This window comes from Mycetocola lacteus, assembly GCF_003667575.1.
Classification (GTDB): domain Bacteria; phylum Actinomycetota; class Actinomycetes; order Actinomycetales; family Microbacteriaceae; genus Mycetocola; species Mycetocola lacteus.
In genome coordinates this window covers 486,339-512,076 of the sequence record NZ_RCUY01000002.1, presented here as the reverse complement: position 1 = coordinate 512,076, position 25,738 = coordinate 486,339, and the positions used below count along the sequence as shown (strand labels likewise).

Genomic DNA, 25,738 nt, shown 5'->3' with positions numbered 1-25,738 from the left:
CCACGTAACACACACTGCCCGCCCGGATCATGATCCGGGCGGGCAGTGTGTGTGGGCGTGAGCCCGGCGGTAACGAGCCTGGGCTAGTCGGTGCCGGTCTCGAACGCGGCCGAGAGGCCCAGGGTGTCGGCGTCGGCGTCGATGCCGCCAACGGCCTCGGCGATCTTCGCCGCGGCACCCTGCTCCAGTTCACCGACGAGCTCGGCGGTGGCGCCGCCGACGAGGCCGAGGGCCGCGTACTGCTCGAGGCGGGCACGCGAGTCGGCGATGTCGAGGTTGCGCATGGTCAGCTGACCGATGCGGTCCTCCGGGCCAAACGCGGCACCGACGGTGCGCTCCATCGAGAGCTTCTCGGGGTGGTAGCTGAGGTTCGGACCCGTGGTGTTCAGGATCGTGTAGTCGTCGCCGCGACGCAGTCGCAGGGTGACCTCACCGGTGATGGCCGAGCCAACCCAGCGCTGCAGCGACTCGCGCAGCATCAGGGCCTGCGGGTCGAGCCAGCGGCCCTCATACATCAGGCGACCGAGCTTGCGGCCGTCGGTGTGGTAGCTGGTGAGGGTGTCCTCGTTGTGGATCGCGTTGACCAGGCGCTCATAGGTGATGTGCAGCAGCGCCATACCCGGAGCCTCGTAGATACCGCGAGACTTGGCCTCGATGATGCGGTTCTCGATCTGGTCGGAGGTGCCCAGGCCGTGACGTCCACCGATGGCGTTGGCCTCGTAGACCAGGGCAACCGGGTCGGTGTACTCGACGCCGTTGATCGCGACGGGACGGCCGGCCTCGAACCGAACCGACACCTCCTCGGTGGCGATTTCGACGTCTTCGCGCCAGGCGGCGACACCCATGATGGGCTCGACGATGTCGAGGCCGGCGTCGAGGAACTCAAGCTTCTTCGCCTCGTGGGTGGCACCCCAGATGTTGGCATCGGTCGAGTAGGCCTTCTCGGCGGAGTCGCGGTAGGGGTAGCCGTGCTCGACGAGCCACTCGCTCATCTCCTGGCGTCCACCCAGCTCCTCCACAAACTGGCTGTCGAGCCAGGGCTTGTAGATGCGCAGCGCCGGGTTGGCCATCAGGCCGTAGCGGTAGAAGCGCTCGATGTCGTTGCCCTTATAGGTGGATCCGTCGCCCCAGATCTCCACGCCGTCCTCCTTCATGGCGCGCACCAGCAGGGTGCCGGTCACGGCGCGGCCGAGGGGGGTGGTGTTGAAGTAGGTCTTGCCGCCGGAGCGCACGTTGAAGGCACCGGTCTGGAGGGCGATGAAGCCCTCCTCCACGAGTGCACGCTTGGCGTCGACAAAGCGGGCCAGCTCGGCACCGTACTCGAGGGCACGGGCGGTGACGCCGTCAATGTCGGGCTCGTCGTACTGACCGATATCGGCGGTGTAGGTGCAGGGGATCGCGCCCTTGTCGCGCATCCACGCGACTGCACAGGAGGTATCGAGGCCGCCGGAGAAGGCAATACCGACGCGCTCGCCTACGGGGAGAGAAGAAAGAACCTTGGACATGCTCTTTATCCTAGGTGCGCGGCGAGCCTCTGCGCACCTGCAGACGGGATGCAGCCCCGGAAAATCGTGCAGCTCTGTGGCGCTCGGGTACCGACAGAAGACTTTCAACACACTGACGCGCGCGATTTAGATAAACGCTTCGATTATGAATTGCGGGAAAAAGCTACTTGCAAGTGTCGGGAGCTGGTTCTCAATTTGACTTTGACATGAATGAAGCAGGTTTCTGAACTGTAATCGTGATGGTGTCCCACTGATGCCCTGCGAAAGCTGAATACAATTCAGACCGATGAGCGCCGTAGCGGTGAGTATAGCTCGTGACGGTATTGCAAGGCGGCCACCTGAACGCTAGATAGTTGTGGGGCTCAAATCACCGAAATGCATGGCTAAGCGGCGATAGCTGGTTTCGCGCCACGCTATTCTGACTCCATGCCAGCAATTGAGTTCGGAATCCTCGGAGTGGCGCTTGCCCAAATCATAGCTCGTATAGTGGCAGATTCGACTGTGGCCGATGTAATCGGAGACGCAGGACGGATTCTTGAAACTGGTAAGCCGATCCTCGATCCCCGGCTACGAGAGAAATCGATTGCCAAGCATCTCGAGGCTCAACTTAGGAGCCAGTTCAACCATCCGGAGATAAGCGAGTCCGACACCCAAGATTTTCAAGGTGTGACTCGGGATGTTGCCACGCTTGTAACAAGGCTAGCGACAGACAAAGATCTAATTCTTATCGCAGCCCGGGACCCTGAATCCGTTTACCCGTACGTGCTAAAACACGGGGGCCAGAAAATAGTAAAATTCGCGCCGGCACACGCGGAACAGTTCGCATTGCAACTAATCCGATTCATTGCTGATCGTTTAGCTCTAGAGGCAACGCATAATTCGGAATTTCCGCGTCTTGCGCTGTCATCTCTCTTGCGCACAGCCGATTACTTGGAAAAGAACATAGCAATAAATCCTTCTGACGACGAAGTCTCGCAGTCCCATGGTTTTTCAAGTGCAGATGTCAAGCGTGGGCTGATGAAGCAGCTAGAACAATCACGCGTCAAGCTTTCATTGGAAACCGGAGCAATCATTCAACGAGATGACTTACTGCGGAAGGCTGTCGAACCGAGCAAGTATCCAGTTGCTGTTGTAGGAGACGGAGGCTATGGAAAGTCTGTGTTGGTCGGAGAAATCGCAAAATCGAATCTTGACCGTGCAATCGTAGTCATTTCCATCGCGTCACTTGATGGTGCAGAGCAAGTAAAACAGCTACAGCAGATCGACGACGCGCTCGGGGCGCAAGCTACGGGGCTCTCAATTTCGTTGACTGATGCTCTGAAAGTCTTCGACGAGAGGCCCCTTCTCATCTTGGACACTCTTGACATTCTTCTTCGTGATGAAACGGCTCCTCCCCTTGCAGAGCTGCTTTCAAAATGGTCAGTCAGCTCTGATCTACTAGTGACTTGCCGAAGCCGAGAGTGGTACGACCTGCTTTCGGCAAAACTAGAAATATTTGAAGTTCAGGATATGCCTTCGCTGAGTGCGGAAGAAGTGGTCAGCTGGAGCCGTAAGTACATGAGTCACGACAGCGTGTCGAATGTGCTTGCCGATCAATTTATCGAGAGCATTAATGAATCGCTTCAAAAACCAGGAAGCCTTCGTGTGCTTGAGGTCCCGCTGCGACTCGCTATGGCAACCCGCCTCTATGCGCACAATGGAAGGCTCCCGGAGGGGCTCACCGCCACAAAACTATACAAGGAATACTGGCTAGCTAGGGTTAGTACAGGCAGAGATGGACGGCGAAATACGCGCTCGGTCAGAGCAGCGGAGGAGGTTGCCCTGGGTATCGCTGAGTGCGTTTGGAAGCAAAGCACCGAGAGGTTTGTCGAAGACCTAAGGTATTCAGGGGATTTTGAAGCGGTAAATGCGCTTGTCAGCGATGGAATTATCGCTCGAACCGGATATCGGATGCACTTCTTCCATCAGACCTTTTCAGAATTCGCGGTCGCTCGATACTTGGCAGCTTCCGGAGAAGAAAGTGACTTCCGCCGGTTTCAAGATGGTCTTGAATCTCAGCTCTCAGGCTATTGGGGTATAGCAAGTCATCTGGTGCATGAAGAACTCACCAGCCAACGATTCCAAACGGTTGCTGAACATATACCCACGACGATGGTTGAAGGCGTTCGCGTGGTTCTATCTGGAGCTTTCGCTCGGTTCGAGCCGGAAATCGTCCAGGGAGTTGTATCCCAACTGCTCGATGAAAAACCCGACTATGTTTCAGCCGCGTCAGACATTTTAGCGAATGTGCCGGCTGAGTATGTGCTCATGGCGTCTCAAGCACTCTGCTCCTTGATGAAACTGGGAGTAAAAGACCTAACAGCAGTGGTCCGCGCTGTTGCCTTGCTGATTCCTAGGATGTCTACCGAGAACGCTGCTCGTACCACTGATCAAGTACTTTCGACACTTATCTCGCGTCCTGATGATATTCGAGTGCCTTCGGAGCTTCGACGATTCTTGAATGCAATCCTCTCCGCGGAAAGCATTCATTTCGAGCAATTGTCGAGAATTGCAGTCGAGCATTATCATGATCTGTCCGTGCCCGGCAGACTTGCGATTATTGAAGCGGTATGCGCGACAGAGCACCTTGAAGTGAAGAGCGCGTTAATCTCGACTGCAATTCGCCGAGACCTTCCTGAGGGAAGCGTAGATGCGGTAGCAAGCATAATCTGCGCGGAAATCGATTGCTCTGCTAAAACCAGACGAGAAGGCTGGTCAAGTTGGGAGGAAATCGCTTCTGCGGAAGGTAACGGGAGATGGGGGGCGGTGCGAGCAAGAGTCATCGCTCATATGGCAAAGGATCCGGGAGTCCGTTCTGAAATAGTGATTGCGGCGTTGTCTGATGTTCGTGCCGTTGCGCGGAACGTCCTTCTCAACGCACTTCGTCTGACTTCCATCTCGTCGCCGAATGACATCGCAATAGACATCATCAATGCTCCTACGCCTCAAGAAGCACACGGAGCAGTTTTTTTCAGCCGGCTTGCTTTCAATCTTGAGGGTGTAGTGACTGGCTCTACTCGAGCCGCAATTATTGCAAAGTTGCGTTTGGTAACGAAGTTCGCTCCGCGCGATGGTTGGGCGACATATCTCGCCTTTAGCGGCAGGGACTCTAAGTCTTTGGCAGAGGCCCTACGTGAATTCGTGGAAGCGTCGATCAATTTGAAAAGAGCCAAAAGCTGGAGCTCCGTATTGAGATCGTCCGTGTCTGCACTTTTGAGAGTTGTCACTTCAGAGGATCTTAAAGAGCAGGTGGCTGACAATCCTGAATTCTGGAAGGAGTTCATGATGCTAGGTACGGGACAGGAAGCGTCAATCCATGGCGCGCTCATACCGGTAGATACATCGGCGCGTGCCGCGTTTGATGAGCTGGTCGACTCTGATTGGCAGGTCGCCCAACGAAATGGGCTTCGTGAGTTATTCGAAAACAAATCGAGATGGAACGCCTCCGAATGGAATGGGACGACTTCTTGGCGTGTAGCCATGATTCGAGTTCGGAACGCAGGGGCGCTTATCGCATTGGCCGATAACTTGAGGCCGGATGCGAAGGGGAAATTCTGGAGCGAAGCTGATACAGCGGTAGTAGCAAATCGACTTATCGAAGCGCTCGCCGGTGAGGAAGACCCACAAGTTAGTGGAGCCCTGATCGCGCTGCTAGGCGACGCAACGCACAATGGTGCCCGAAACGTTGCGCCGTCCGCCAGCCTCACCGAACTGATCATTGCAGCCTTATGGAACTGTCTCGAACCATCGGAGATTCAAAAAAATACAGGTCGTGCAGGTGCTTTGTATGGCCAGTGTTTTGACTTCATTACAGAGATTGCGATGAAAGTGTTGCCTTACCCACGCACAACTGAAATCTGCACAGACCTGATGCTCAAAGTAGACATTGACTCTTTCGGTGGAAGTGCAAGGTCTGTGCTTTCCTCATCGCTTGGAAGTGTACTGAGAGTGGATAAATCCTGGTGGCGTGAGCTTGAATCAAACTGGCCTATCATGCCTGATGCAAACCGTGGTGCCGTAGCAGATTTGGCACTATCCGGGTTAGTTGACGAGCGTGCGCAGGTCGCTATCCGCTTGGCACGAAGAACAGATTGTCCCCCGAATGTAGCGTCGGATATTCTTCGCAGATTGGGCGGCACATTGTGATGGTCAATTGTCATCGCAAACTCTTCGGCCGCCAGTAGTGCATCCAAGATTAGGTGGACGGGAAGCCCTCGGGGTGCCTATTGATGCGCCAACTGAACAGGGAGGCGTGGCTGGCAGGGATTCTTTGCGAAAACTTGAGGGCGCGTTGACGGCGCTCCTTGTGCTGCTGTTCCCGCAAATTTGTGAAGCATGTTGAGGTGAGATCCGGGAAACCCGGGAAAATCCGGCAAAAAACGGCCGGGGGAGGACGTGTCGGGCATCCCGCGGTAGGCTGGAGGGGTGACAGAACATAACCTGCTCGGAATCCCGGAAACCCGCCTCCCGGAAGAACCGGAGGTTAGCCGCGCCCTGGAGAAGGCCGTGGGCATCGACGAACTCGAAGCGATCGTCGCCGCACACCCGTCGTCCTCGCTCGCCTGGGCCGCCCTGGCACAGGCCGCCGCGAACTCCGAGCGTCCGATCACCGGATACGCCTACGCCCGCGTCGCCTACCACCGTGGGCTCGATTCGCTGCGTATGGCCGGCTGGCGTGGACAGGGCCCGATCCTCTGGTCGCATGAGCCCAACCGCGGAGTCCTGCGCGCGCTCTACCTGCTGCGCCGCGCGGCCCTGGACATCGGCGAAACCGCCGAGGTCACCCGCCTCACCGAGTTCCTGCGTGACGCCGATGAAACCGCCATCGCGCAGATTGAGAACGAAAACGTGCCGGCCGAACCCGCGCCGACCACCGAGGCATTCTTTATTCGCGGCCTGGATTAGGCCGTCGTCACGGGTCAAGAGGACCGTCACCGCAACACCATTTTGTGAGCGCGCCCGAAAGCGCCTCCACCACAAATTTGTACGTGCAGCACCGAAAGAGGGAACACCACCATGCCGGGAATTGTGATCGTAGGAGCCCAGTGGGGCGACGAGGGTAAGGGGAAGGCTACCGACCTCCTCGGCTCGCGCATCGACTACGTGGTCAAGTTCAACGGCGGGAACAACGCCGGTCACACCGTGGTGGTGGGCAACGAAAAGTATGCCCTGCACCTGCTGCCCTCGGGCATCCTGACCCCCGGCGTGACCCCCGTCATCGCCAACGGTGTTGTCGTGGACCTCTCGGTCCTGTTCCAGGAGCTTGAGGCTCTCTCGGCTCGTGGCGTGGACGTGTCCAAGCTGCGCATCAGCGCCAACGCGCACATCATCACCCACTACCACCGCACCCTGGACAAGGTGACCGAGCGCTTCCTGGGCAAGCGTCAGATCGGTACCACCGGTCGCGGCATCGGCCCGGCCTACGCCGACAAGATCAACCGCGTGGGTATCCGCGTGCAGGATCTGTTCGATGAGAACATCCTGCGTCAGAAGGTTGAGGGTGCCCTCGGCGTCAAGAACCACCTGCTGCTCAAGGTCTACAACCGTCGCGCGATCACCGTGGACGAGATCATGGAAGACCTGCTCAGCTACACCGAGCGTCTGCGCCCCATGGTTGTTGACGCCTCGCTTGAGCTCAACCGTGCCCTGGAGCGCGGCGAGAACGTGCTCTTCGAGGGCGGCCAGGCCACCATGCTCGACATCGACCACGGAACCTACCCGTTCGTGACCTCCTCGTCGGCAACCTCGGGTGGTGCCGCCACCGGTTCCGGTGTGGCCCCGAACAAGCTGGACCGGATCATCGGCATCGTCAAGGCTTACACCACCCGTGTGGGTGCCGGGCCGTTCCCGACCGAGCTGTTTGACGCCTCGGGTGACTACCTGCGCGCCAAGGGCTTCGAGTTCGGCACCACCACCGGCCGTCCGCGCCGCGTGGGCTGGTATGACGCCCCGATCGCCCGCTACACCTCGCGCATCAACGGTGTCACCGACTTCGTACTGACCAAGCTCGACATCCTCGACGAGCTGAAGACCATCCCGGTCTGTGTCGCCTACGAGGTGGACGGTGTCCGCCACGATGAGGTTCCGGTCTCGCAGACTGACTTCCACCACGCCACCCCCATCTATGAGGAATTCCCCGGCTGGGAGACCGACATCAGCGGCATCCGTGAGTTCGATGACCTGCCCGAGAACGCCCGCAACTACGTGCTCGCCCTGGAGAAGATGAGCGGTTCGCGCATCTCCGCCATCGGCGTGGGCCCGGGCCGCGACGCCATCATCGTGCGTCACGACCTGATCGACTAGGCCAGACATGACGAACGACCCCGCCATCCCGGAACGTGAACCGGTGAGCCGCCCCGAGGCGAGCACGCCGAATGAGCCCGGGGAGGCGGGGTCGTTCGCGTCCGTGCCCGCGGAAACAAGTGCAACCGTGCCTGCGGAAGCGGCCGGGCCTGTGGAAGCAAGTGCAACCGTGCCTGCGGAAGCGGCTGGGCCTGTGGAAGCAAGCGCAACCGTGCCCGCGGAAACGGGCGACCCCGCGGAAGCCCCCGCCGAAACCGACGAATCTGCGGCCGCCACCGAGCCGTCCGGCTCCGCCCCGCGCTCCCGCGGACGCCGCATCGCCGGGCTGATCACCAAGATCATCTCCTGGATCGTGATCGGTGCCGCCGTGCTGCTGATCGTCGCCTTTGTGCTGGTCCCTCGCGTCACCGGCGCCACCCCCTACACGGTCCTGACCGGGTCGATGCGACCCAACATGCCCCCGGGAACCACGGTGGTGGTGCGCCCGATCGACTTCGACGCGATCCGCGTGGGCGACGTCATCACCTACCAGATCGCCTCCGGCAAACCCGAGGTGGTGACCCACCGGGTGATCGCCGTCAACGTGACTCAGGACGGTCCGCGCCTACAGACCAAGGGCGATGCAAACCCCGCGCCGGATCCGAACCCCGTCCGCCCCGAACAGGTGCGTGGAAAGGTCTGGTACTGGGCACCGTTTGTGGGGTACCTCAGCCAGGGAATCCAGTCCGACACCCGTACCTGGGTGGCTCGTGGGATCGGCATCGCCCTGATCGGCTACGCCGCGGTTGTGGTCGTGGGTGCCGTGCGGGGTCGCGCCCGTCGCCGCCGGGAGACCCCGGAGCCTCCCGCCTCCCACTAATCGAGCACATCGGAATTGTCCCCCTCCTTTTTGAGGGGGACATTCTGCGTTTAACAGGTGCTTTTTCGACCCTGCCGGCCACAATCTTGAGGTTTCCTTGAGCAAACGATGTTCCCCGCGCCAAAAATTGCGAAATGTTGTCACGATTGCGTCGGTCATCTTGAGCCGGGATCGCAATTATTAGATCAACGGCAAGCGAGCCCAGCCCGAACCGGACACGCACCGAGAACAACCCGAAATTGCTCTCACAGCCGAGGACAACCCGAAACTGTTCTCACCGAAAACAACCCGAAATTGTTTTCACCGCCGTCACCCACCCGAAGCAGTACCCGTCACCTCCCCCCAAGACGACCTCCCCCTCCCTAAGGACTTGCCATGAAGAAGACCACCACCGCTGCAATCGCCGCAACCCTCGGCGCAGCGCTCCTGCTCGGCGGCGCCGGCACCCTGGCTTACTGGACCGACACCAAGGACGCCCAGGCCCAGACCATCAACTCGGGAAGCCTCGAGCTGGGTCAGATCGGTTCCGCCAACTGGAGCGTGCAGCACGTAGTCGGTAACACCAAGAGCCAGCCCACCCAGGTTGACCCCTCGTCGTTCCGCATCGTTCCCGGTGACGTCCTCACCACCACCGTCAACGTTCCGGTTACCCTGACCGGAAACGACATCAAGGCCAGCCTCAAGGTTGACCAGCTGCGTTGGGAAGCCAGCTCGCTGCGCGACAAGCTCTCCGTAGCTGTTGTCAGCATCAAGGGCCAGACCCCGGTTGATGGTGCGGTTACCCTGACCAGCACCAACGGCCAGAGCACCGTCAACGTGCCCGTCGTGATCGCGGTGACCTACAAGTGGGATGGCGAGACCCCGGTCGCCGCCAACCGTGGCGAAATCACCAACAGCGCAACCCTGCAGGCCAAGTACACCCTCACCCAGGTGGCTGCCGGTCAGTAGCAAGACTCGTGATCTTCACTGAATCCCCCTTCGGGTGGAGATCACGGATACGTCCCCACAGCAAGTTCGTGTGACGTATCACCCCGGTGTGCGGGCCTCGGCCCCGCCGGATGGGACACAGCATCCCCCTGCTGTTGCCCCGGACGAGCATTGCTCGGCAATGGGACACAGCATCCCCCTGCTGTTGCCCCGGACGAGCATTGCTCGGCAATGGGACACAGCATCCCCCTGCTGTTGCCCCGGCCTGAGCCCAGCTCGGCAAAACGGATCGGCCCCGTGAGTATTCCCCCTAATTTCCTCACGGGGCCGATCCCATACCCCCTACTTTTGCCCCGAACGAAAGGTCCATCGTGCGCAAGCTCATCACCGCCGCGATCGCCGCCGTCTTCGGGGCCGCGCTGCTGATGGGCGGTGCCGGGACGCTGGCGTTCTGGACCGACACCAAGGATGCGGCACCGCTGAGAATCCAGTCGGGTTCGCTGAGCCTGGGCAACGTGGGCGGAGCCACCACCGCGTGGACTCTCGGCCAGGACGTGCCTCAGGGCCGCGGATCTGCCGCAATCGCCTACACCGGCCAGGCCCTCGTCCCCGGTGACGTACTCACCGGCACCGTCAACGTTCCGGTTGAGCTGATCGGTACCGACATGCGCGCGAGCCTCGCAGTCTCGGCCCTCAGCATCACCGGGAGCACCGCCTCCGCCGCGGACGCCGCCCTCGCCAAGACCCTGGTGACACGCGTGGTAAGCGTGGGTAGTGCCACGGCCATCACCGCCGGAATTTCCCCCGCCGGGGCCGTGAATGCCGGGGATCGCACCGTTCCCGTGGTGGTCAGCGTGACCCTGCCCTGGGAAACGACCGCCGCGATGTCCGGTAGCGTAAAGCTCGCGATGACCTACACCCTGACCCAGCAGCCGATCGGAGCCGCCTCGTGAGCACCGACCCGCAGCAGCCCGCCCCGGGAACCGAACCCGTAGCGGCGCCCGAACCCGTAGCGGCCGTGGCGAAGGAATCCCTCTTCCGTCGCCTGTTCCGAACCCGCAGCGCCCGCATCTGGACCGTCGCGGTCCTCGCCGCCCTGACCGGGATAGCCCTGCTGGGTGGACCCGGCACGATCGCCTACCTCAATGATCAGGCCAGCGGCCCCACCGCCACCATCTCGGCGGCCTCGGGTATCTCGGCCACCGCGACCGCGACCCTCGACACCATCACCACCGGCACCTCTCGCACGATCGTCGCGGCCCCCGGCACCGGCATCGTGCCGGGTGTGCGCGCCCAGCGCATCCGCTTCGTGGTGACCGCGGCCCCCACCAACCCGGTGCAGACCAAAATTTCAGGGACCATCACCGCGACTGCCACCGACCTCGGCGTGACCATGTACGGTCGTGGTGCGCTCAAGATCGGTGCCGAGGGAACGGCCGGATGCACAGTGTCTGGTGCCCAGCTCTCGGCGGGAAAGATCACCGCCACGCTGGCCCAGGCCCCGAACACCACGCTCAAGCCCGGTGCCAGCTGCACCATCGACGTCACCGTGGCCGTGCCCGCGACCGCCGATGACGGCGGCGACGTGGCCCGGGAACTGCGCGAGCTCAAGTCCAGCCCGCTGGCAGCCTTCAAGCTTGACGCGACCCTGACCCAGGTACCCCGATCGGAGGAACGACCGTGAAGTTTCGTCCCCGACTGATCGCCCTCGGCGTGGGCCTCGCCCTCGCCGCCGTGGGCATCCCCACCGCCGTGACCGGCGCGTACCTGACCACAACCGTAACCGCGGGTGCCGATACCGCGCTGGGTAACTGGTGCTCGGTCCCGGACCCGGCCAAGAAGGCCAACGTCTACGCCCTCTCCGACTTCCAGAGTGTGGGATCCTCGCGTGTGCTGATTGTGCCGGTGGTGCGCAGCGCACAGTTTGCCTCCACCGAGGGCATCGCCAACACCACCGATGGCCTGGGCGTTCGCCTCTGGGGCTGCGCCGATAAGATCCCCGCCGGATCGGTCCGAGTCAGCGCGTGGCGCGGAACCGGTGCGCCGACGGCCGGCGACTGGAGCGTGGCACCCGCGGGCGGAAACCTGGCGGCCGCGCGGCTGAACCCCGCGGGCACGCTCGGATCCTCGCTGCGTGCCCTCGCAAATGGCACCGATGGACAGGCGATTGACCCGGCCACCGGCGTGGCCGCCTCGACCTCGCGCTACTCCTGGCTGGTGGATGCCACCCGCAACCGCGCCGATAAGGCCGGCGCGGTGCCCGCCTGTGGCGGGACCAACTGCGTGGTTGCCCCGGCCGGCGCCGCCACGCTCGACTCGGTATTCTCCGGCAACGCCGCGGCCGCACCGTCCGGTGCCGTGCACGGCAACTCGGCCGTCTATCTGGCAGGCAACTACTATGCGCCCGGCGGCACCTGGCCCAAAACCCCCGCCGGTACCGACGCGCCCGCGTCCGCACACCCCACCGTATTGACCCCGCCCGCCGCGGGAACCAACCCGCTTGAGGACACCACCGGCAGCGTACTGCAGTGGGTTGTCCTGGAGTGGACCGGTGCCCAGGTCCCGCCGAGCTTTGAGATTGAGGTGTTCGCCGGATGAGCCTGCGCAGCGTACTCACCGGAAGCCTGCTGGCCGCGACGCTGATTGTGGCGCTGCCGGGTGCCGCCTTTGCCGCTCCGGAGGACCGGTCGATCGAGCTGACCGGCAGCGGCCAGGGGGAGCTGGGCGACATGTTTGGCGCGCAGATCCTGATCCCCGGCAGCAAGATTTCGGCCGATTTCAACGTCGTGCGTCGAGGTGGAGGCGTATCCACGCTTTCGCTGGCACTGTTTGCCGACATGGATCCGCGGGGTCCGCTGGGGCAGTCGGCGCGCGTGAGCGTGCGTACCCCCACCGCGCAGGAAAACGCGGTCCTGGGCGACCTGCTCCAGGAGGGCAGCGTCATGGATCTGGGGACCGGTGCCGACCAGGTCACCCCGGTGCATCTGGAAATCTCGCTTCCCGGCGAATCGGGCAACGGAACGATGGACCGCACGGTGCCGTTCAAGATTCGGGTCACCGCTCAGGACCGAACCGCACTGCCCGACGCCAACGCCAACGGTAGCCACCCCGTGGCGGCCGGACACGGCGACGGATGGCTCTCGGAAACCGGTGCTTCCCCGGCTCCGTGGCTGTGGGGTGCGGGTGGCGTGATCGCTGCCGGGGCGCTGATGCTCCTGGCGCGTCGGCGCGGCTCATCTCCCCAGAAATAAGACCCCCATTCGGGGTACACAACTGGGTGCCTGGTGCGCTTCTCTCCATCGGGAGGTAGGCTGAAAGAACGGCGTTTTTCCCCCGCCGTAGCCAGGGAGTACCACCAGGATGACCACCGAGCCGATCCGCACCGCGGTCGTGATCGAAGACGACCCCGATATTCGCGGTCTGATCACGACGATTTTGACGCAGGCGGGATTCGCCGTAGCCAGTTCACCCAGTGGAATCGAGGGTGTGGAACTGGTGCGCACCGAGCGGCCCAGCATCGTGACCCTCGATATCGGTCTACTGGATATCGACGGGCTTGAGGTGGCACGCCGCATTCGCCTCTTTAGCGACTGCTATATCGTGATGCTCACCGCGCAGGCCGATGAGGTCGACGTGCTGTTCGGGCTGGAATCCGGGGCCGACGACTACCTGGCCAAGCCCTTCCGCCCGCGCGAACTGCGGGCGCGCATCGAGGCCATGCTCCGCAGGCCCCGCGGTGGTGCCGCGGCGCCCGCCGAGGCCGTGGCTCCGGCCCCGTCGGCCGCGCCCGCCGAGCCTGCCGCACCCATCGTGGCTGAGGCCCCGGTTTCGGATCGGGTGTCCAGCCACAACGGGCTGATCCTGGACCGCGACACCCGCACCGTCGAGTGCCGCGGCCTCACCATCGCGCTCACCCGCACCGAGTTTGACCTGCTGGCCTCGCTGCTGGCCTCGGGCCGTCGGGTGCGCTCGAAGGCGGACCTGGTGCGCGAGCTGCGCTCCGGCGAATACGTGGTCAGCGACTACGTCAGCGAGTCCGAGGAACGCTCAATCGAGGTGCACTTCGGCAACCTGCGGCGCAAGCTCGGCGACGACGTACGCCAGCCCGAATGGGTGGAGACCGTGCGCGGCGTGGGATACCGGATGGCACCCGCCCGGGTCGACGCGGTTTAGGACGCGTGCGCCGCGGTCGCTCTCGCTAGGCGGGCGACTGCTCGCTGAGGTACGCGCGCAGCGCCTCGATGGTTTCGATCCCGCTCACCCGCAGTGCGCGAAGGTTTTCCTCGACCCGGTCGGGGTGCCCTTCGCTCAGCGTGCACTCGATCCCGGCGGCGATCACGGTGAGCCGCTTGGCCCCCACCATCGCGCTCGAGGTACGAATGCTCAGCACGCTGTCGCGGGCATGCAGCACATCCGAGTGCAGAATGCTCTGCTCAAGGGCCGCGATTCGCTCGGGCCAGCGCTCACAAAATGAGTGCAGGAAGGCGCGGGTCGCGGCGAGGTCGCCGTTTAGTGCGGCGCTCAGCCGCTCGATCTCCGCGTGTTCGAGGAGCGGATGGTCTGTGGAGTCAACGCACATGACGCTCCTTCTGGTGATACGCCCCCGGAACTGGGGGTCTTTCCTACTCTTCCCCATAATTACGGGTCCGACTCAAGATTGAGCGCTCACCAACCTCAAGACTGCCGCAGGTTCTGGAAAAATGGATGACATCCGCGTCCGGTAGCATGTGGACATGGAACAGCGAGAGTTCACGGTTTTGACGTCCGCGCGGGTAGCACGATGAGCGGCGCACGCTTCTGGTCCGGCTCCTATACGAAGGACTCCAATGCCCCCGGTGCGGGGATTACCGCGCTGGGATCCCGATCCGATGGATCGCTGGTTCCCGGGGCCGAAACCGCCGCCGATTCCCCCTCCTTCCTCGCCGCGCACCCCACCCTGCCGGTGTTTTATGCGGCCCTGGAGTTCTCCGGTCGGGTGCAGGCCTACCACGCCGGTGAGCGGGCCGTGCGCTTCGGTCCGGCTCGTGCCTCGGCCGACTCGGTATGCCACCTCACGGTGACCGCCGACGGCGCACTGCTGATTGCCACCGGTTACGGGGACGGCCGGGTCCTGGCCTACCCACTGGGGGCCGACGGCGCGATCCTCGCCGACGCCGCCGACCCGGTGGCCTCGATCGATCCGCACCGCAACCCGTTTACCGATGGTGAGCTGACCGGCGGCCCCGGCCCCAGCTCGTTCACCGACCTGACCCTCGCCTCCCACGTGGCCGAGGCCGCGCCGGCCCGCCCCTCGCACGCCCACGCGAGCGTCGAGCTCGCCGACGGGCGCATTCTCTCCACCGACCTGGGGCATGATGCGCTGCGCTTCTGGAAGCGTACGGGCAGCGGGCTCGCCCTGGATCGCACGCTGGCGCTGCCGCTCGGTGTGGGCCCGCGGCACCTGATCGCCCACCCCAGCGGGCACGTGCACGTGGTGACCGAGCGCAGCATTGAGATCTTCACCATCGCCCCGGCCGACGCCGGGAACTGGCGCGTGGTGGCCGCGGTTTCGGCGACCGCCGACGGTGCCGAGGAGCAGGACGCCGCGGCCGAACTCTCGCAGAACTCCGCGGGCGACCGCCTCTATGCGGGCATCCGCGGGAGCGATCGCATCTCGACCCTCGAGGTGTCGGGCAACGGCCAGACCGTGCGCCCCATTGCCGACACCGAGAGCGGAGGCCGCTGGCCGCGTCACCACCTACTCGCCGGCGATCTGCTGCACGTGGCCCACGAACACTCGCACCAGATCACCACGCTGCGCCTGGATGCGCGCGGGGTTCCCGGACGTCCGGTGGGACACGCCGACGTCGGTGCACCCACGTGTGTGCTGGCCGACCCCTCGGCGACACCCGCATAAATCCGGCCGGAGAACGCTAAACGATGCCGACACAGTGTCGGCGAGGGGCTGTTGTGTCCTACAATCGTGAGATGACAGCACGGATCCCCGCACCCGAACCGCTCATCGGCCGCTTCATCCGCCTCGACGTGATGACCGACGAGGACCTGCCGGATCTGTGGAAGGCCATCGGCCGACCTCAGGTATTTGCCGACGGTTACGGTGGCGGACTGGCGGCGCTGCCCAAGGACCTGGCCGGATTCAAAAAGTTTGCCTCGCGCTACTACAGCCGTACCCGCAAGAACGTGTACACCGTGCGCCTGGTCGGTGGCGACGCCGACGGAACCGTGGTGGGTACCACCACCCTCGGAGACTTCGACCTGCCCCGGGAGGCCGCCCACATCGGCTGGACCGCCTATGACCCGGCCGTCTGGGGCACCGCGGTCAACGCCGAGGCCAAGCTCCTGCTGCTGAACCTGGCCTTTTCCAGCGGATTCGGCCGCGTCCGCATCCAGGCCGATGCGCTCAACGATCACTCGCGGGCGGCGATCCTCAAGCTCGGTGCCAAGTTCGAGGGCCTGCTGCGCCGTGACCAGCGTCGCGCCGACGGCACCTGGCGGACCACGGCGATCTACTCGGTGATCGTGGATGAGTGGCCCGATGTGCGGCACGGACTGGAAACCCGGCTGGCACGCTGGACCCGACCAGTAGACCTGCGCGCCGCCTAGACCCGCACCATCCGCAAGCATCGGGGTGGATACCTCTGCCGGATGACGGGGTTCCCTCGCCCGGTCGATGCCCCGCTCCGGGGTTGCGCGGAGGATGGAAACATGAACAATTTCTACTCCGTGCCCACGCACACAGTGCTCAGCGCCGCAAACCTGGTTAAGGTATACGGCGGGAAAACCCGCGCCCTCGCCGGCGTTGACCTCGCGCTTTCGGCCGGAGAGTCCGTCGCCATCATGGGCGCCTCCGGCTCGGGAAAAACCACCCTGCTGCACACCCTCGCCGGGATCATCGTGCCCGATGGTGGCCGGGTCACCTTCAACGGGCCGGTCGGTCCAATCGAGGTCAGCGCCCTCACCGACCGCGAACGCTCCAAGCTGCGCCGAGAATCCTTCGGTTTTGTGTTTCAGCAGGGACTACTGGTCCCCGAGCTCACCGCGACCGAAAACGTCGCGCTCCCGATGATGCTGGCGGGATATCCGCGAGCCGAGAGTGAAACCCACGCCCGGCGCTGGCTGGACGCCCTGGGCCTGCCCGGACTCGGAGATCGCCGCATCGGCGAGCTCTCCGGTGGTCAGGCTCAGCGCGTCGCGATCGCCCGCGCCCAGGTCACCGGAGCTTCGATCATCTTCGCCGACGAGCCCACCGGTGCTCTGGACTCGCAGACCTCCGCCGACGTCATGGACGCGCTGCTGCACTCCACCGTGGGCCAGGGCCACACCCTGGTGGTGGTGACCCACGACCGCGAGGTGGCGGCGCGCTGCGACCGCATCATCCACATTCGGGATGGCCGCGTGCACGCCAACCCGGGCCACCCGGGCGAAGCCGCCGCCCCGGCACAGCCGGCTCCGGCCTTTATTGGCGAGGGCTGGGATCGTCCGGCGGGAGAAACCCGATGACCACGACTCAGACCACCTTCCCCGCACCGCTGCCCACTCGTGCACATCGACGGGTGCCGATCCTGCGCCTCACCTGGATGCTGGCACGGCCCGGAACCCAGAGCCCGGCGGCCCTGGTCCTGCCCGCCGTGGCCTTCGGCGTGACCAGCGCGCTGCTGGTGATCGTGGCCGGCGGCACCGCAATGTTTTGGCGAATCACCGGGGACGAGGCAATCGTCTACCGGGTTCTCAGCGCGCTCGCGCTGTCCCTGCTGATCGTCCCCCTGCTGGGGCTCGGTGCCGCGGCGGCCCGTCTCTCCGCCCGACGTCGCGATGACCGGCTGGCCTCGCTCCGGCTGATCGGCGCAACCGGCGCGGATGTCACCCGGGTTACCGTGCTGGAATCCACGGTCATCGCCCTGCTCGGTGCACTCGGTGGGGTGCTCGTTGCGCTGGCCACCAGCCCGCTGGTGGGGCTGATCTCCTTCCGCGGACACCCCATCGGTGCCGAGGAGCTGTGGATCGGGCCCGGACCGATGGCGCTGATCGTTTTTGGGGTGACCCTGTTGGCCGCGATCAGCTCGGTCATCGGACTGCGCCGGGTCGTGATCTCACCGCTGGGTGTACGCACCCGGCAGCGCAAGCCGCAGCCACACTGGATCCGTCCGCTGATCGCGCTGGCAGCCCTGATCGCCATCTCGATGGTGCTGCAGAGCCTGGGGGCATTGAACGTCGAGGTGGGGATCGCCCTGGCCATCGGTGGTGCCGTCGCGGTGGGCCTGGCCGTGCTTGGCCTGGTCGGGCCGTGGCTGCTCTCGGTGTGGGCAAAACTCCAGCTGCGCCGAGCCAAGAGCGTCCCGCAGCTGATCACCGCCCGTGCGATCCTCGACAACCCCGGTGCCATCTGGCGTCAGGTCGGTGGCGTGGCGATGACCTCATTTGTGGCCGTGGTCGCCGGAAGCGGGATCGGCCTGGTGCTGGCGATTGACGACGGGACTAACGGGGCCGACGGGTTTGAAACCCTGCCGATGGATATCTTTACCGGCATCGTGGTGGTGCTGATCGGGTCCTTCCTGATGGTCGCCGTCTCGGTCGGAGTCAACCAGGCGGCGCTGGTCATGGACCGTCGCGACATCACCGTGAGCCTGGATCGCCTGGGGATGCCCCGCGAGATGATCGAGTCGGCCCGGTCTCGGCAGGCGATTGCCCCGGTCATGGTGGTATCCATCACCGCGGCGATTATCGGCGGTGTGGTGGTGTTTCCGCTCACCGGCATGGCACTGCTGATCAGCCCCAGCACGATCGGTGTGGTGCTGGGGAGCATCGTGATCGGTCTCGCCCTGGTCTGGCTGGCATTGCGGGCCACCCGGCCGATCCAGAAGGCGGTGCTCGCACATCCCGAGCGGGCCTAGAGCCGGGGCACGCTCACGCCGAGTCTCGGCAAACTCATACCCCGGGCGGACGCGATTGTCTGCCCGGGGCATTAGATTATATGCATGGCCGAATTGACCCCTCAGGAACAGCTGAACCGTCTGCGTAGCAGCATCGACAACATCGACTCCGCGTTGATTCACATGCTCGCCGAACGCTTCCGATGCACCCAGGCGGTGGGGGAGCTCAAGGCCGAACACCAGATGCCCGCCTCCGATCCCGACCGCGAGAAGCGTCAGGTTGCCCGGCTGCGTGCCCTCGCCGAGGACGCCCAGCTGGATCCGGCCTTCGCCGAGAAGTGGTTCAACTTCGTTGTGGCCGAGGTGATTCAGCACCACGTGACCCTCGCCGAAGCACGCGAGGCCTAGACTCCGTGGCGAAGTCTTCCCCCTCGAAATCCGGCGTCCTGCGCGCCCCCGAATTTGATCCGGCCCCGCTGGACCACCTGGAATCCGGTCTGGACACCGAGGTCCGTGCCGGCGAGCGACTGGACTCGCTGCGCTTTGTCGATGTTGACCTCAGCGGCGCACCCCTGGCCGGGCTCGACCTGACCGAGTGCGAGTTTCTGGGTGTCGAGCTTGATGGCGCGGACCTGCGCGGATTCCGGGCGATCGATAGCCGCTTCGAACGGGTCAACGCACCGGTTCTCAAGGTCGCGCGCTCGCAGTTCCGCGAGGTGCGGATCGAGGGCTCCCGTTTTGGGTCTGCCGAAGCCTACGATGCGGGCTGGGAAGCCGTCCACTTCATCGGGTGCAAGATCGGCTATCTCAACCTGCGTTCGGCGATCATCACCAACATGGCTTTCACCGACTGCACCATCGACGAGCTGGACCTGGGCGGTGCCACCGTCTCCCGGCTGGCCTTCCCCGGGACCCAGGTCCACACCCTGGACATCACCGGTGCGCGCCTGGACAACGTAGACCTGCGCGGTCTGGAACCGCGGGTGCTCAACGGGATCGAATCCCTCGCCGGGAGCGTGATGACCGAGGAGCAGTTCGCCTGGATCGCGCCCTTGCTGGCCACGCATCTCGGGGTGAGCCTGACCGCATAGCGCCCTTCCCGGGCCGCCGCCGCCTCTGGGGTTTCACCGTCACCGCGTAGTGCCATTGTCAGGCCACCGCCGCTCGGCTACATCATCAGGGCCGCGATGAGGCTGAGCGCCGGAACCGCGAGCACCGTGGTGAGGAGCACGGTGTCGCGGGACGCGACCATTCCCACGTTGTAGCGGCTGGCGAAGTTGTAGACGTTCTGGGCGGTGGGCAGCGCCGAAATCATCACCGCGGCGGTGAGTTCGGGACCGGAGATCCCCAGCACCAGCACGCCGAAGCCCAGCGCGAGCGCGGGCATCACCGCGACCTTGATCAGGCTCGCCAGGATAATCTCCCCGGTATGCTCCCCGGCCGCGAGGGGTTTGGAACCGTGCAGGGACATCCCGAACGCGATCAGAATCATCGGGATTGCGGCCCCACCGATGATGTGGAACGGCTCAAACACGGCCTCGGGGACGGGGATTTCGGAGACCGCGACGAGCACACCCAGGGCCGAGGCGATAACCATCGGATTGCGGAACGGTTGGCTGAGGATTCCGCGCAGGGTCACCCGGCCCGAGGTGCCGAGATCCAGCACGATCAGCACGATCGGGTTGAGAATCAGCAGCTGGAACAGCAGGACCGGGACCACCTCGGCGTAGTCCCCAAACACGTAGAGGGCCACCGGAAGCCCGATGTTATTGGCGTTCAGCAGTGAGGCCGACAGCGCGCCAAGGGCCTGCTCGGGAACCGTGCGCTTTTTTCCGCGCCGCACGAGTGGTGCCAGCAGCAGGAAGAGCCCGGCGGCACCAAACGCGGTCATCGCGGCCAGGGGCAGGCGGCTGGAGAACATCGTGGCGATCTCCGCGTGCGCGAGCGTGTAGAACAGCAGCGCCGGGGTGGCCACAAAAAACGCGACCCGATTGAGAACAAACTGCCCCTGCGGACCGGCGGCACCTGAGCGAGCCAGGAGGTATCCGGCAAGGATGACGACCGCAATGATCCCGAATCCCGTGAGTACGCCGCCCATCCCCACACCCTATCGGGGCGGGCGTGCATGATGGTGCAGCCGCCGCGGGGGTTTGTTCATCCGCCAGACAAAACGGGCTCCGATATAACAACGCCGGGTGGTACGGAAATCCGTACCACCCGGCGTTGTGTGGGGAGAGCTAGATGCGATCCTCTACCGGTTCCGGCTTACGTCGCGCTCGTGCCGCGGCGAACGTGCTGACCAGCAGCGCGCCCACGGTCCACAGCACCAGCACGGTGATCGAGCCGGCGGGGGAGCCGTCACCGGTGATCGCCCGCAGGGCGTCGCTGGCGGGTCCGACCGGCATCCAGCCGACGGCTGACTGCAGCAGGGCCGGGGCGGTCGCGATGATGCCGCTGGCCAGGACCACGATTGCGACGATCATCGAGATGAACTTACCCACCCCGCCCAGCAGCGCGCCGAGCGCCTGGTTGGTGGCTGCGAAGGCGACACCGGCGAGCATCGCGATCGCGGCGAATCCGGCCCAGGGCCAGAAGTCGATCTTGAGCAGGGGTGCCAGCACCGCGGCGACCAGCAGACCCTGACCGGCTCCGAGTAGGGCACCCGGCCAGAACGCGCGCAGCGCGAGCAGCGGCGACGGACGGGTGGAGCCGTGCGCGCCGATCGGCAGCGGACGCAGCACCAGGAAGGTCGCCAACGCTCCGAGCCACAGCGCGAGTACCGCGTAGAACGGGGCACCCTGCGCGCCGAGTGCGCCGCCGAGGCTCTCGGTGGCGTTCTCCTTGCCGCCGGTGCGGATCGGATCGGCCACCACACTGGAGAGCTTCTCGCGCTGCTGCTTGGAGTAGCTGGGCAGCTGGTCCACCGCGGTCTTCAGGCCGTCGGCGAGCTGCACTGCACCGCCCTCAAGCGAGGTGGCACCCTCGGTCAGCGGGGTGAAGCCCTCGCCGAGCTGCGAGATTCCGGTGCTCAGCTTGGTGGCACCGTCGGCGAGTCCGGAGGAACCGGTCTGCAGCTTGTGGGTACCCTCGGCGAGGCCGGCGGCACCCTGGGCGAGGCCCGCGGCACCGGTGTTGAGCTTGCCCGCACCGTCGGCGAGGCCGGCGGCACCGGTGGCGAGCTGGCCGCTGGCGGTGGCGAGGGCGGCGAGACCATCGAGGGCCGAGGGCTGGCTCGGAGCGGCGGGCTTGGTCAGTCCGTCGAGCAGTCCGTTGACGCCGGCGACGAGGCCGGGAGTCTTGGAGGTCGGCTCGTTACTGCCGTTGATGGCGATTTCGGCGCCGGCCAGACGCGCGATTGCGCCGGTGGATCCTCCCACGGTCGCGCCTAGCTGCTCACAGAAGGCCTGGCTGGCACCGCTCGTTGCGCACTCGGCGGCAAGCTGACCGAGCTGCCCGGCGACCGCGGTATTTCCGGTCACTAGCTGGCTGGTCTTGGTCAAACCTTCGCGCAGCGGGGCGTCGGCCTGCTTGATGCCCTGCAGGCCGCCGCTCAGCGCGTTCAGCCCGTCGTGGAGCTGGCTGGCGCCACCGGCGAGCTGCTGCGCGCCCTGGGCCAGCGGTCCGGTTCCCTGGGCGAGCTGTCCGGCTCCCGAGCTCAGCTGGTCGGCACCGGACGCGAGGGCTCCGACACCCGTGTTGAGCTGCCCGGCACCATCGGCCAGCGCGCCGGCACCGGATCCGAGCTGGGTCACGCCCTCGCCCACCTGGCCGAGTCCGCCGCTGAGCTTGCCCGCGCCGTCGGCGAGCTGGCTGGCCCCGTCGGAGGCCTTACCGATCTGCTCGCCGAGGGTGTTGAAGCCCACGTAGATGTTGTCGAGGTAGGTTTCGGTCAGCTGCTTTCCGCTGAGTGAGGCGGCGGTGTTGGCCACGGTCTGGCTGATCGCGCCGTCCACCAGCTTGGCGGCGTCGCTCGTGGTCACGTCGATCACGGCCTCGCGCGGCTTGTCCCCGGAGATCGAGGTCGCGGCGGCCGAGAAGTCCTTGGGGATCGTCACCACGGCCACGTACTCACCCGAGGCGAGTCCGCTGCGGGCGTCGTCGGCGTCGGTGATGGTCCAGTCGTAGTTGGTCTCGGTCTTGCCCGGTGCGGACACCAGGCCCGCGGTCAGCTGACGCCCCAGGGGCACCAGCTGGCCGTTCACGGTGACCGGCTTGTCCTCGTTCACAATCGCGGCGCGGACGTTGTGCAGGCGGCTGGAGGGATCCCACAGCGCCCACACCAGGATGCCCGCGATCACCAGCGGCACCAGGACCAGCCCGATGATCGAGAGGACGCGGCGACGCGGGGTGCGCCCCGGCCGCTGCAGGAGGTCGGTTAGTGAGCTCATACGAGCACCTCGGATTTCACGGTCGAGAGGGTCATCGAAACCACCGTCGCCGCGGGGGCGACGCACTCGGCCGCGATGGCCGGGTCGGTGGTTCCCAGAATCAGGGTGAGCGGCCGGCTTGCGGCCACCCGGGCGCGAGCGGCCTCGAGCCGGTCGCGCAGGCGGGTGCGAGTCAGCGGATCCAGGTGGTCCACGCCGTCGATCGCCAGGATCTCCGGGTTCTCGGCGAGCAGCGCCTCAAAGGCCCGCTCGCTGGTGTGGCTGATATCCACCCAGGCCGCACGGCGACGCACGGCCCCGGCATGGGTCGGCAGCACGCGTCCGGTGACCTTGAGGATGCCCTCGGTCACCTCCTGGCGGCCGGTCAGCGTCAACAGGGTCTGGGACACCGCGGACGCCGGACCCGACACCGTGAGCACATCACCGGGCCGAACCGAGACACCCACCGGGGCGAAGCGGTCGCCGGCGGGACGCAGGTCCGCCCCCACGATCGCGTCGGTGTTGCCGGGCTCGGGCCACTCGCGCAGCTTGATGTCGTGGGACAGGCTCTCGCCCTCCACGTCGAAGGACGGCAGGATCTTATCGAGCCAGCGCGGCATCTTCCAGGCGCGGTCACCGAGTAGCGCGAGCACCGCGGGGACCAGCATCATGCGGACGATGAACGCATCCACGGCCACACCCACGGCCAGGCCCAGGGCGATCGGCTTGATGTTGTTATCACCCTCGGGGATGAAGGCTGCGAAGACGGCGATCATGATGATCGCGGCGGCGGTCACCACCTTGGCCGAACCGGTGAAGCCGCGTTCGATGGCCTGTTTGGCGGTGGCCCCGTGGACGTACTCCTCACGCATTCGGGCTACCAGGAAGACCTCGTAGTCCATCGCGAGTCCAAACAGCACACCCATCAGCAGGATGGGCATAAACGAGATCACCGGACCGGTTTGATGCACGTTGAACAGGTCTGCAGCCCAGCCCAGTTCGAACACAGCGGCGACCACACCGAAGGACACACCCACACTCAGCAGGTAGCCCAGGGTCGCCTTGATCGGGACCCAGATCGAGCGGAACACCATCGTCAGCAGCACCAGCGAGAGGCCCACCACGAGCAGACCGAATGGTAGCAGTGCGCCGCCGAGCATGGTCGAGACGTCGATCGCCATGGCCGTGTAGCCGGTGACCGAGAGCGAGACGCCGTACTTGTCCTGGAAGTGATAGTGCATCGAGCGGATCTTCGCCACCAGGTCCTGCGTCTGCTGCGAGTTGGGTCCGTCGCTCGGGATCACCTGGATGATTCCGGTGTCCGCCGAGGCGTTGGGGGTGGCCAGCGGAACGGACTTCACGCCGGGGAGCTTCTCGATCTCGGCGGCCATGTCCGACATCAGCTTGAGCGGATCGGTGCTCTTGACGATCGTTCCGGTGACGATCAGCGGACCGTTGAATCCGGCACCGAAGTTATCGGCGATGCTGTCGTAGGTTTCGCGCGACTCCGAACCCGGGGCGTGCGATCCGGCATCCGGCAGGGCTAGACGCAGGTGTAGACCGGGCAGGGCGGCGGCACCGAGACCCACCACGATCACGATGATGGTGACCAGCGGGAAGCGGGTCACCGCGCGCACCCAGCCGAGGAAGAAGCGGTTGGGCTTGGGCTCGGTGTGCACGGGCGCGGCGGCGGGGGCCGGGGCGGCGTGGGCGGGCTTCGTGTCGTCGGCCGCACCCTTTCCGCGGCGGGCAGCACGCTTCTCGGTGCGGGCGGCGTTCTTCAGCGCGCGGCGTTCGGCGCGGCTGCCCACCTTGGGGCGCAGGCGTTCGCCGGCAAAGCCGAGCATCGCGGGCATCAGGGTCAGCGAGATGAGGACGGCCACCAGAACCGATGCGGCGGCGCCGATACCCATCGTGGTGAGGAAGGGGATGCCGGCAACGAACAGGCCCACCAGGGCGATCATCACGGTCAGACCGGCGAAGACCACGGCCGAACCGGCGGTCGCGATGGCGCGGGCGGCGGACTCGCGTGGGTCCATTCCGCGCGCCAATTGCTCGGTATGTCTGGCCAGGATGAACAGGGCGTAGTCGATGCCCACCGCCAGGCCCAGCATCAGGGCGAGCATCAGGGTCGTGGACGGGACCGAGCCGAAGACGGTCACAAACATGATCGCGAGCGCCGACACACCCACACCCATCAGGGCGTTGAGCAGCGGCATTCCCGCGGCCACGACCGAGCCAAAGGTGAACAGCAACACGATCAGCGCAACCACCACACCCACGGCCTCGGTCAGCGAGACGGCGGGCACCTCGGCGTTGAAGACGTCGCCACCGAGGGACGCGGTGGCCCCCTGCGGCAGTTCCTTCTTCAGATCGGCCAGCGCGTTTTCCACGCCGTCGATGGTCTTGGGCTTGACCTCAAGCGCGGTGCCGGAGAACTGGATCGAGATCAGCGCGGCACGATCGTTATCGGCAATATTGCCCTTGACCGTGTCGCCAAAGGGCGAAACCGCGCCCTCGATGCCGTCGATCTTTTCCAGGGTCGAGACGGTGTCTTCAACGCTCTTCTTGATGGCCGGATCGTCGACCTTGAGCTTGTCGCCGCTGACCACCACGATCTGACCGGACGCGCCACTGATCTGGGGGAAGGTGGTCTTGAGGCTGTCGAGGGCGACCTGGGATTCGGTGCCCGGGATGCTGAAACTGTTCTCGGTACCCTGACCGAGCAGGCCCGCGCCCGCACCGAACAGGGCGAGGATCACGATCCAGATACCCAGCACAAGTTTGCGGGCGCCGAAGGCCCAGCGGCCCAGCGAATAGAGTAGGGATGACACGAAATAACTCCTGAACGAGGGGGCTCGTGGGAAA

The 25,738-nt window shown here is 64.8% G+C and carries 21 protein-coding genes; 16 read left to right on the top strand and 5 right to left on the bottom strand.

Annotated features, from left to right (window positions below):
- Positions 1 to 83: 83 nt before the first annotated feature.
- A complete protein-coding gene (gene argG / locus D9V34_RS04380; RefSeq protein WP_030147813.1) occupies positions 84 to 1,505 on the bottom strand; it encodes an argininosuccinate synthase in 1,422 nt (473 codons plus the stop codon).
- A 426-nt stretch (positions 1,506 to 1,931) separates the two neighbouring features.
- On the opposite strand from argG, the gene D9V34_RS04375 reads away from it, so the two are divergent.
- From D9V34_RS04375 to D9V34_RS04330, 10 genes are all read left to right on the top strand, one after another.
- The gene (locus tag D9V34_RS04375) at positions 1,932 to 5,690 is read left to right on the top strand and encodes an NACHT domain-containing protein (RefSeq protein WP_121687660.1); all 3,759 of its coding nucleotides are present in this window, start codon (positions 1,932 to 1,934) and stop codon (positions 5,688 to 5,690) included.
- 279 nt (positions 5,691 to 5,969) lie between these two features.
- Positions 5,970 to 6,449 carry a DUF3151 domain-containing protein gene (locus D9V34_RS04370; RefSeq protein WP_121687659.1) on the top strand — a complete coding sequence of 160 codons (480 nt, stop codon included), beginning with the start codon at positions 5,970 to 5,972 and terminating at the stop codon, positions 6,447 to 6,449.
- 111 nt (positions 6,450 to 6,560) lie between these two features.
- Complete coding sequence (locus D9V34_RS04365; protein ID WP_030147821.1) at positions 6,561 to 7,847, top strand: adenylosuccinate synthase; 1,287 nt, start codon at positions 6,561 to 6,563, stop codon at positions 7,845 to 7,847.
- Positions 7,848 to 8,058: 211 nt separating this feature from the next.
- Complete coding sequence (locus tag D9V34_RS04360) at positions 8,059 to 8,706, top strand: signal peptidase I (protein WP_220700530.1); 648 nt, start codon at positions 8,059 to 8,061, stop codon at positions 8,704 to 8,706.
- 375 nt (positions 8,707 to 9,081) lie between these two features.
- The gene (locus D9V34_RS04355; RefSeq protein WP_121687657.1) at positions 9,082 to 9,654 is read left to right on the top strand and encodes an alternate-type signal peptide domain-containing protein; all 573 of its coding nucleotides are present in this window, start codon (positions 9,082 to 9,084) and stop codon (positions 9,652 to 9,654) included.
- 350 nt (positions 9,655 to 10,004) lie between these two features.
- Positions 10,005 to 10,586, top strand: a complete 582-nt coding sequence (locus tag D9V34_RS04350; RefSeq protein ID WP_183091842.1) for an alternate-type signal peptide domain-containing protein — start codon at positions 10,005 to 10,007, stop codon at positions 10,584 to 10,586.
- Positions 10,583 to 11,317, top strand: coding sequence for a hypothetical protein (locus tag D9V34_RS04345; protein ID WP_121687655.1), 735 nt, complete (start codon positions 10,583 to 10,585; stop codon positions 11,315 to 11,317). Before D9V34_RS04350 ends, D9V34_RS04345 begins: the two co-directional genes overlap by 4 nt.
- Entirely contained in the window at positions 11,314 to 12,231 is a 918-nt protein-coding gene (locus D9V34_RS04340; RefSeq protein WP_121687654.1) for a hypothetical protein, read from the top strand. Before D9V34_RS04345 ends, D9V34_RS04340 begins: the two co-directional genes overlap by 4 nt.
- Positions 12,228 to 12,884, top strand: coding sequence for a hypothetical protein (locus D9V34_RS04335; protein ID WP_121687653.1), 657 nt, complete (start codon positions 12,228 to 12,230; stop codon positions 12,882 to 12,884). Before D9V34_RS04340 ends, D9V34_RS04335 begins: the two co-directional genes overlap by 4 nt.
- 109 nt (positions 12,885 to 12,993) lie before the next feature.
- The gene (locus D9V34_RS04330) at positions 12,994 to 13,806 is read left to right on the top strand and encodes a response regulator transcription factor (RefSeq protein WP_121687652.1); all 813 of its coding nucleotides are present in this window, start codon (positions 12,994 to 12,996) and stop codon (positions 13,804 to 13,806) included.
- A gap of 25 nt (positions 13,807 to 13,831) precedes the next feature.
- Here D9V34_RS04330 and D9V34_RS04325 read toward each other — a convergent pair whose 3' ends face one another.
- Complete coding sequence (locus D9V34_RS04325; protein WP_121687651.1) at positions 13,832 to 14,212, bottom strand: Hpt domain-containing protein; 381 nt, start codon at positions 14,210 to 14,212, stop codon at positions 13,832 to 13,834.
- A gap of 201 nt (positions 14,213 to 14,413) precedes the next feature.
- On the opposite strand from D9V34_RS04325, the gene D9V34_RS04320 reads away from it, so the two are divergent.
- The 6 genes from D9V34_RS04320 to D9V34_RS04295 all read left to right on the top strand — a co-directional run bounded on the left by D9V34_RS04320 (position 14,414) and on the right by D9V34_RS04295 (position 19,594).
- Positions 14,414 to 15,529: a lactonase family protein gene (locus D9V34_RS04320; protein WP_121687650.1), complete on the top strand. Its 1,116-nt coding sequence runs from the start codon at positions 14,414 to 14,416 to the stop codon at positions 15,527 to 15,529.
- A gap of 71 nt (positions 15,530 to 15,600) precedes the next feature.
- The gene (locus D9V34_RS04315) at positions 15,601 to 16,236 is read left to right on the top strand and encodes a GNAT family N-acetyltransferase (RefSeq protein ID WP_030147832.1); all 636 of its coding nucleotides are present in this window, start codon (positions 15,601 to 15,603) and stop codon (positions 16,234 to 16,236) included.
- A 102-nt stretch (positions 16,237 to 16,338) separates the two neighbouring features.
- A complete protein-coding gene (locus tag D9V34_RS04310) occupies positions 16,339 to 17,133 on the top strand; it encodes an ABC transporter ATP-binding protein (protein WP_121687649.1) in 795 nt (264 codons plus the stop codon).
- Positions 17,130 to 18,524 carry an FtsX-like permease family protein gene (locus tag D9V34_RS04305; RefSeq protein WP_245991900.1) on the top strand — a complete coding sequence of 465 codons (1,395 nt, stop codon included), beginning with the start codon at positions 17,130 to 17,132 and terminating at the stop codon, positions 18,522 to 18,524. The genes D9V34_RS04310 and D9V34_RS04305 overlap by 4 nt, the downstream gene beginning before the upstream one ends.
- Before the next feature lie 84 nt (positions 18,525 to 18,608).
- Positions 18,609 to 18,911 carry a chorismate mutase gene (locus tag D9V34_RS04300; protein WP_121649287.1) on the top strand — a complete coding sequence of 101 codons (303 nt, stop codon included), beginning with the start codon at positions 18,609 to 18,611 and terminating at the stop codon, positions 18,909 to 18,911.
- Positions 18,912 to 18,916: 5 nt separating this feature from the next.
- Positions 18,917 to 19,594: a pentapeptide repeat-containing protein gene (locus D9V34_RS04295; protein ID WP_183091841.1), complete on the top strand. Its 678-nt coding sequence runs from the start codon at positions 18,917 to 18,919 to the stop codon at positions 19,592 to 19,594.
- A 77-nt stretch (positions 19,595 to 19,671) separates the two neighbouring features.
- Here the strand turns inward: D9V34_RS04295 and D9V34_RS04290 are convergent, their stop codons facing one another.
- From D9V34_RS04290 to D9V34_RS04280, 3 genes are all read right to left on the bottom strand, one after another.
- Positions 19,672 to 20,601 carry an AEC family transporter gene (locus D9V34_RS04290; RefSeq protein WP_030147837.1) on the bottom strand — a complete coding sequence of 310 codons (930 nt, stop codon included), beginning with the start codon at positions 20,599 to 20,601 and terminating at the stop codon, positions 19,672 to 19,674.
- Positions 20,602 to 20,740: 139 nt separating this feature from the next.
- Positions 20,741 to 22,891 (bottom strand): YhgE/Pip domain-containing protein, encoded by a 2,151-nt coding sequence (locus tag D9V34_RS04285; protein WP_121687647.1) that lies wholly within the window; start codon positions 22,889 to 22,891, stop codon positions 20,741 to 20,743.
- A complete protein-coding gene (locus D9V34_RS04280) occupies positions 22,888 to 25,704 on the bottom strand; it encodes an MMPL family transporter (RefSeq protein ID WP_121687646.1) in 2,817 nt (938 codons plus the stop codon). Before D9V34_RS04280 ends, D9V34_RS04285 begins: the two co-directional genes overlap by 4 nt.
- Positions 25,705 to 25,738 lie beyond the last annotated feature (34 nt).

What these genes read in the sequence shown, in the direction of transcription:
- argG (WP_030147813.1), bottom strand. Translation starts at nt 1,505, where the DNA reads ATGTCCAAGGTTCTTTCTTCTCTCCCCGTAGGCGAGCGCGTCGGTATT.
- D9V34_RS04375 (WP_121687660.1), top strand. Translation starts at nt 1,932, where the DNA reads ATGCCAGCAATTGAGTTCGGAATCCTCGGAGTGGCGCTTGCCCAAATC.
- D9V34_RS04365 (WP_030147821.1), top strand. Translation starts at nt 6,561, where the DNA reads ATGCCGGGAATTGTGATCGTAGGAGCCCAGTGGGGCGACGAGGGTAAG.
- D9V34_RS04355 (WP_121687657.1), top strand. Translation starts at nt 9,082, where the DNA reads ATGAAGAAGACCACCACCGCTGCAATCGCCGCAACCCTCGGCGCAGCG.
- D9V34_RS04335 (WP_121687653.1), top strand. Translation starts at nt 12,228, where the DNA reads ATGAGCCTGCGCAGCGTACTCACCGGAAGCCTGCTGGCCGCGACGCTG.
- D9V34_RS04330 (WP_121687652.1), top strand. Translation starts at nt 12,994, where the DNA reads ATGACCACCGAGCCGATCCGCACCGCGGTCGTGATCGAAGACGACCCC.
- D9V34_RS04325 (WP_121687651.1), bottom strand. Translation starts at nt 14,212, where the DNA reads ATGTGCGTTGACTCCACAGACCATCCGCTCCTCGAACACGCGGAGATC.
- D9V34_RS04320 (WP_121687650.1), top strand. Translation starts at nt 14,414, where the DNA reads ATGAGCGGCGCACGCTTCTGGTCCGGCTCCTATACGAAGGACTCCAAT.
- D9V34_RS04315 (WP_030147832.1), top strand. Translation starts at nt 15,601, where the DNA reads ATGACAGCACGGATCCCCGCACCCGAACCGCTCATCGGCCGCTTCATC.
- D9V34_RS04310 (WP_121687649.1), top strand. Translation starts at nt 16,339, where the DNA reads ATGAACAATTTCTACTCCGTGCCCACGCACACAGTGCTCAGCGCCGCA.
- D9V34_RS04305 (WP_245991900.1), top strand. Translation starts at nt 17,130, where the DNA reads ATGACCACGACTCAGACCACCTTCCCCGCACCGCTGCCCACTCGTGCA.
- D9V34_RS04300 (WP_121649287.1), top strand. Translation starts at nt 18,609, where the DNA reads ATGGCCGAATTGACCCCTCAGGAACAGCTGAACCGTCTGCGTAGCAGC.
- D9V34_RS04290 (WP_030147837.1), bottom strand. Translation starts at nt 20,601, where the DNA reads ATGGGCGGCGTACTCACGGGATTCGGGATCATTGCGGTCGTCATCCTT.
- D9V34_RS04285 (WP_121687647.1), bottom strand. Translation starts at nt 22,891, where the DNA reads ATGAGCTCACTAACCGACCTCCTGCAGCGGCCGGGGCGCACCCCGCGT.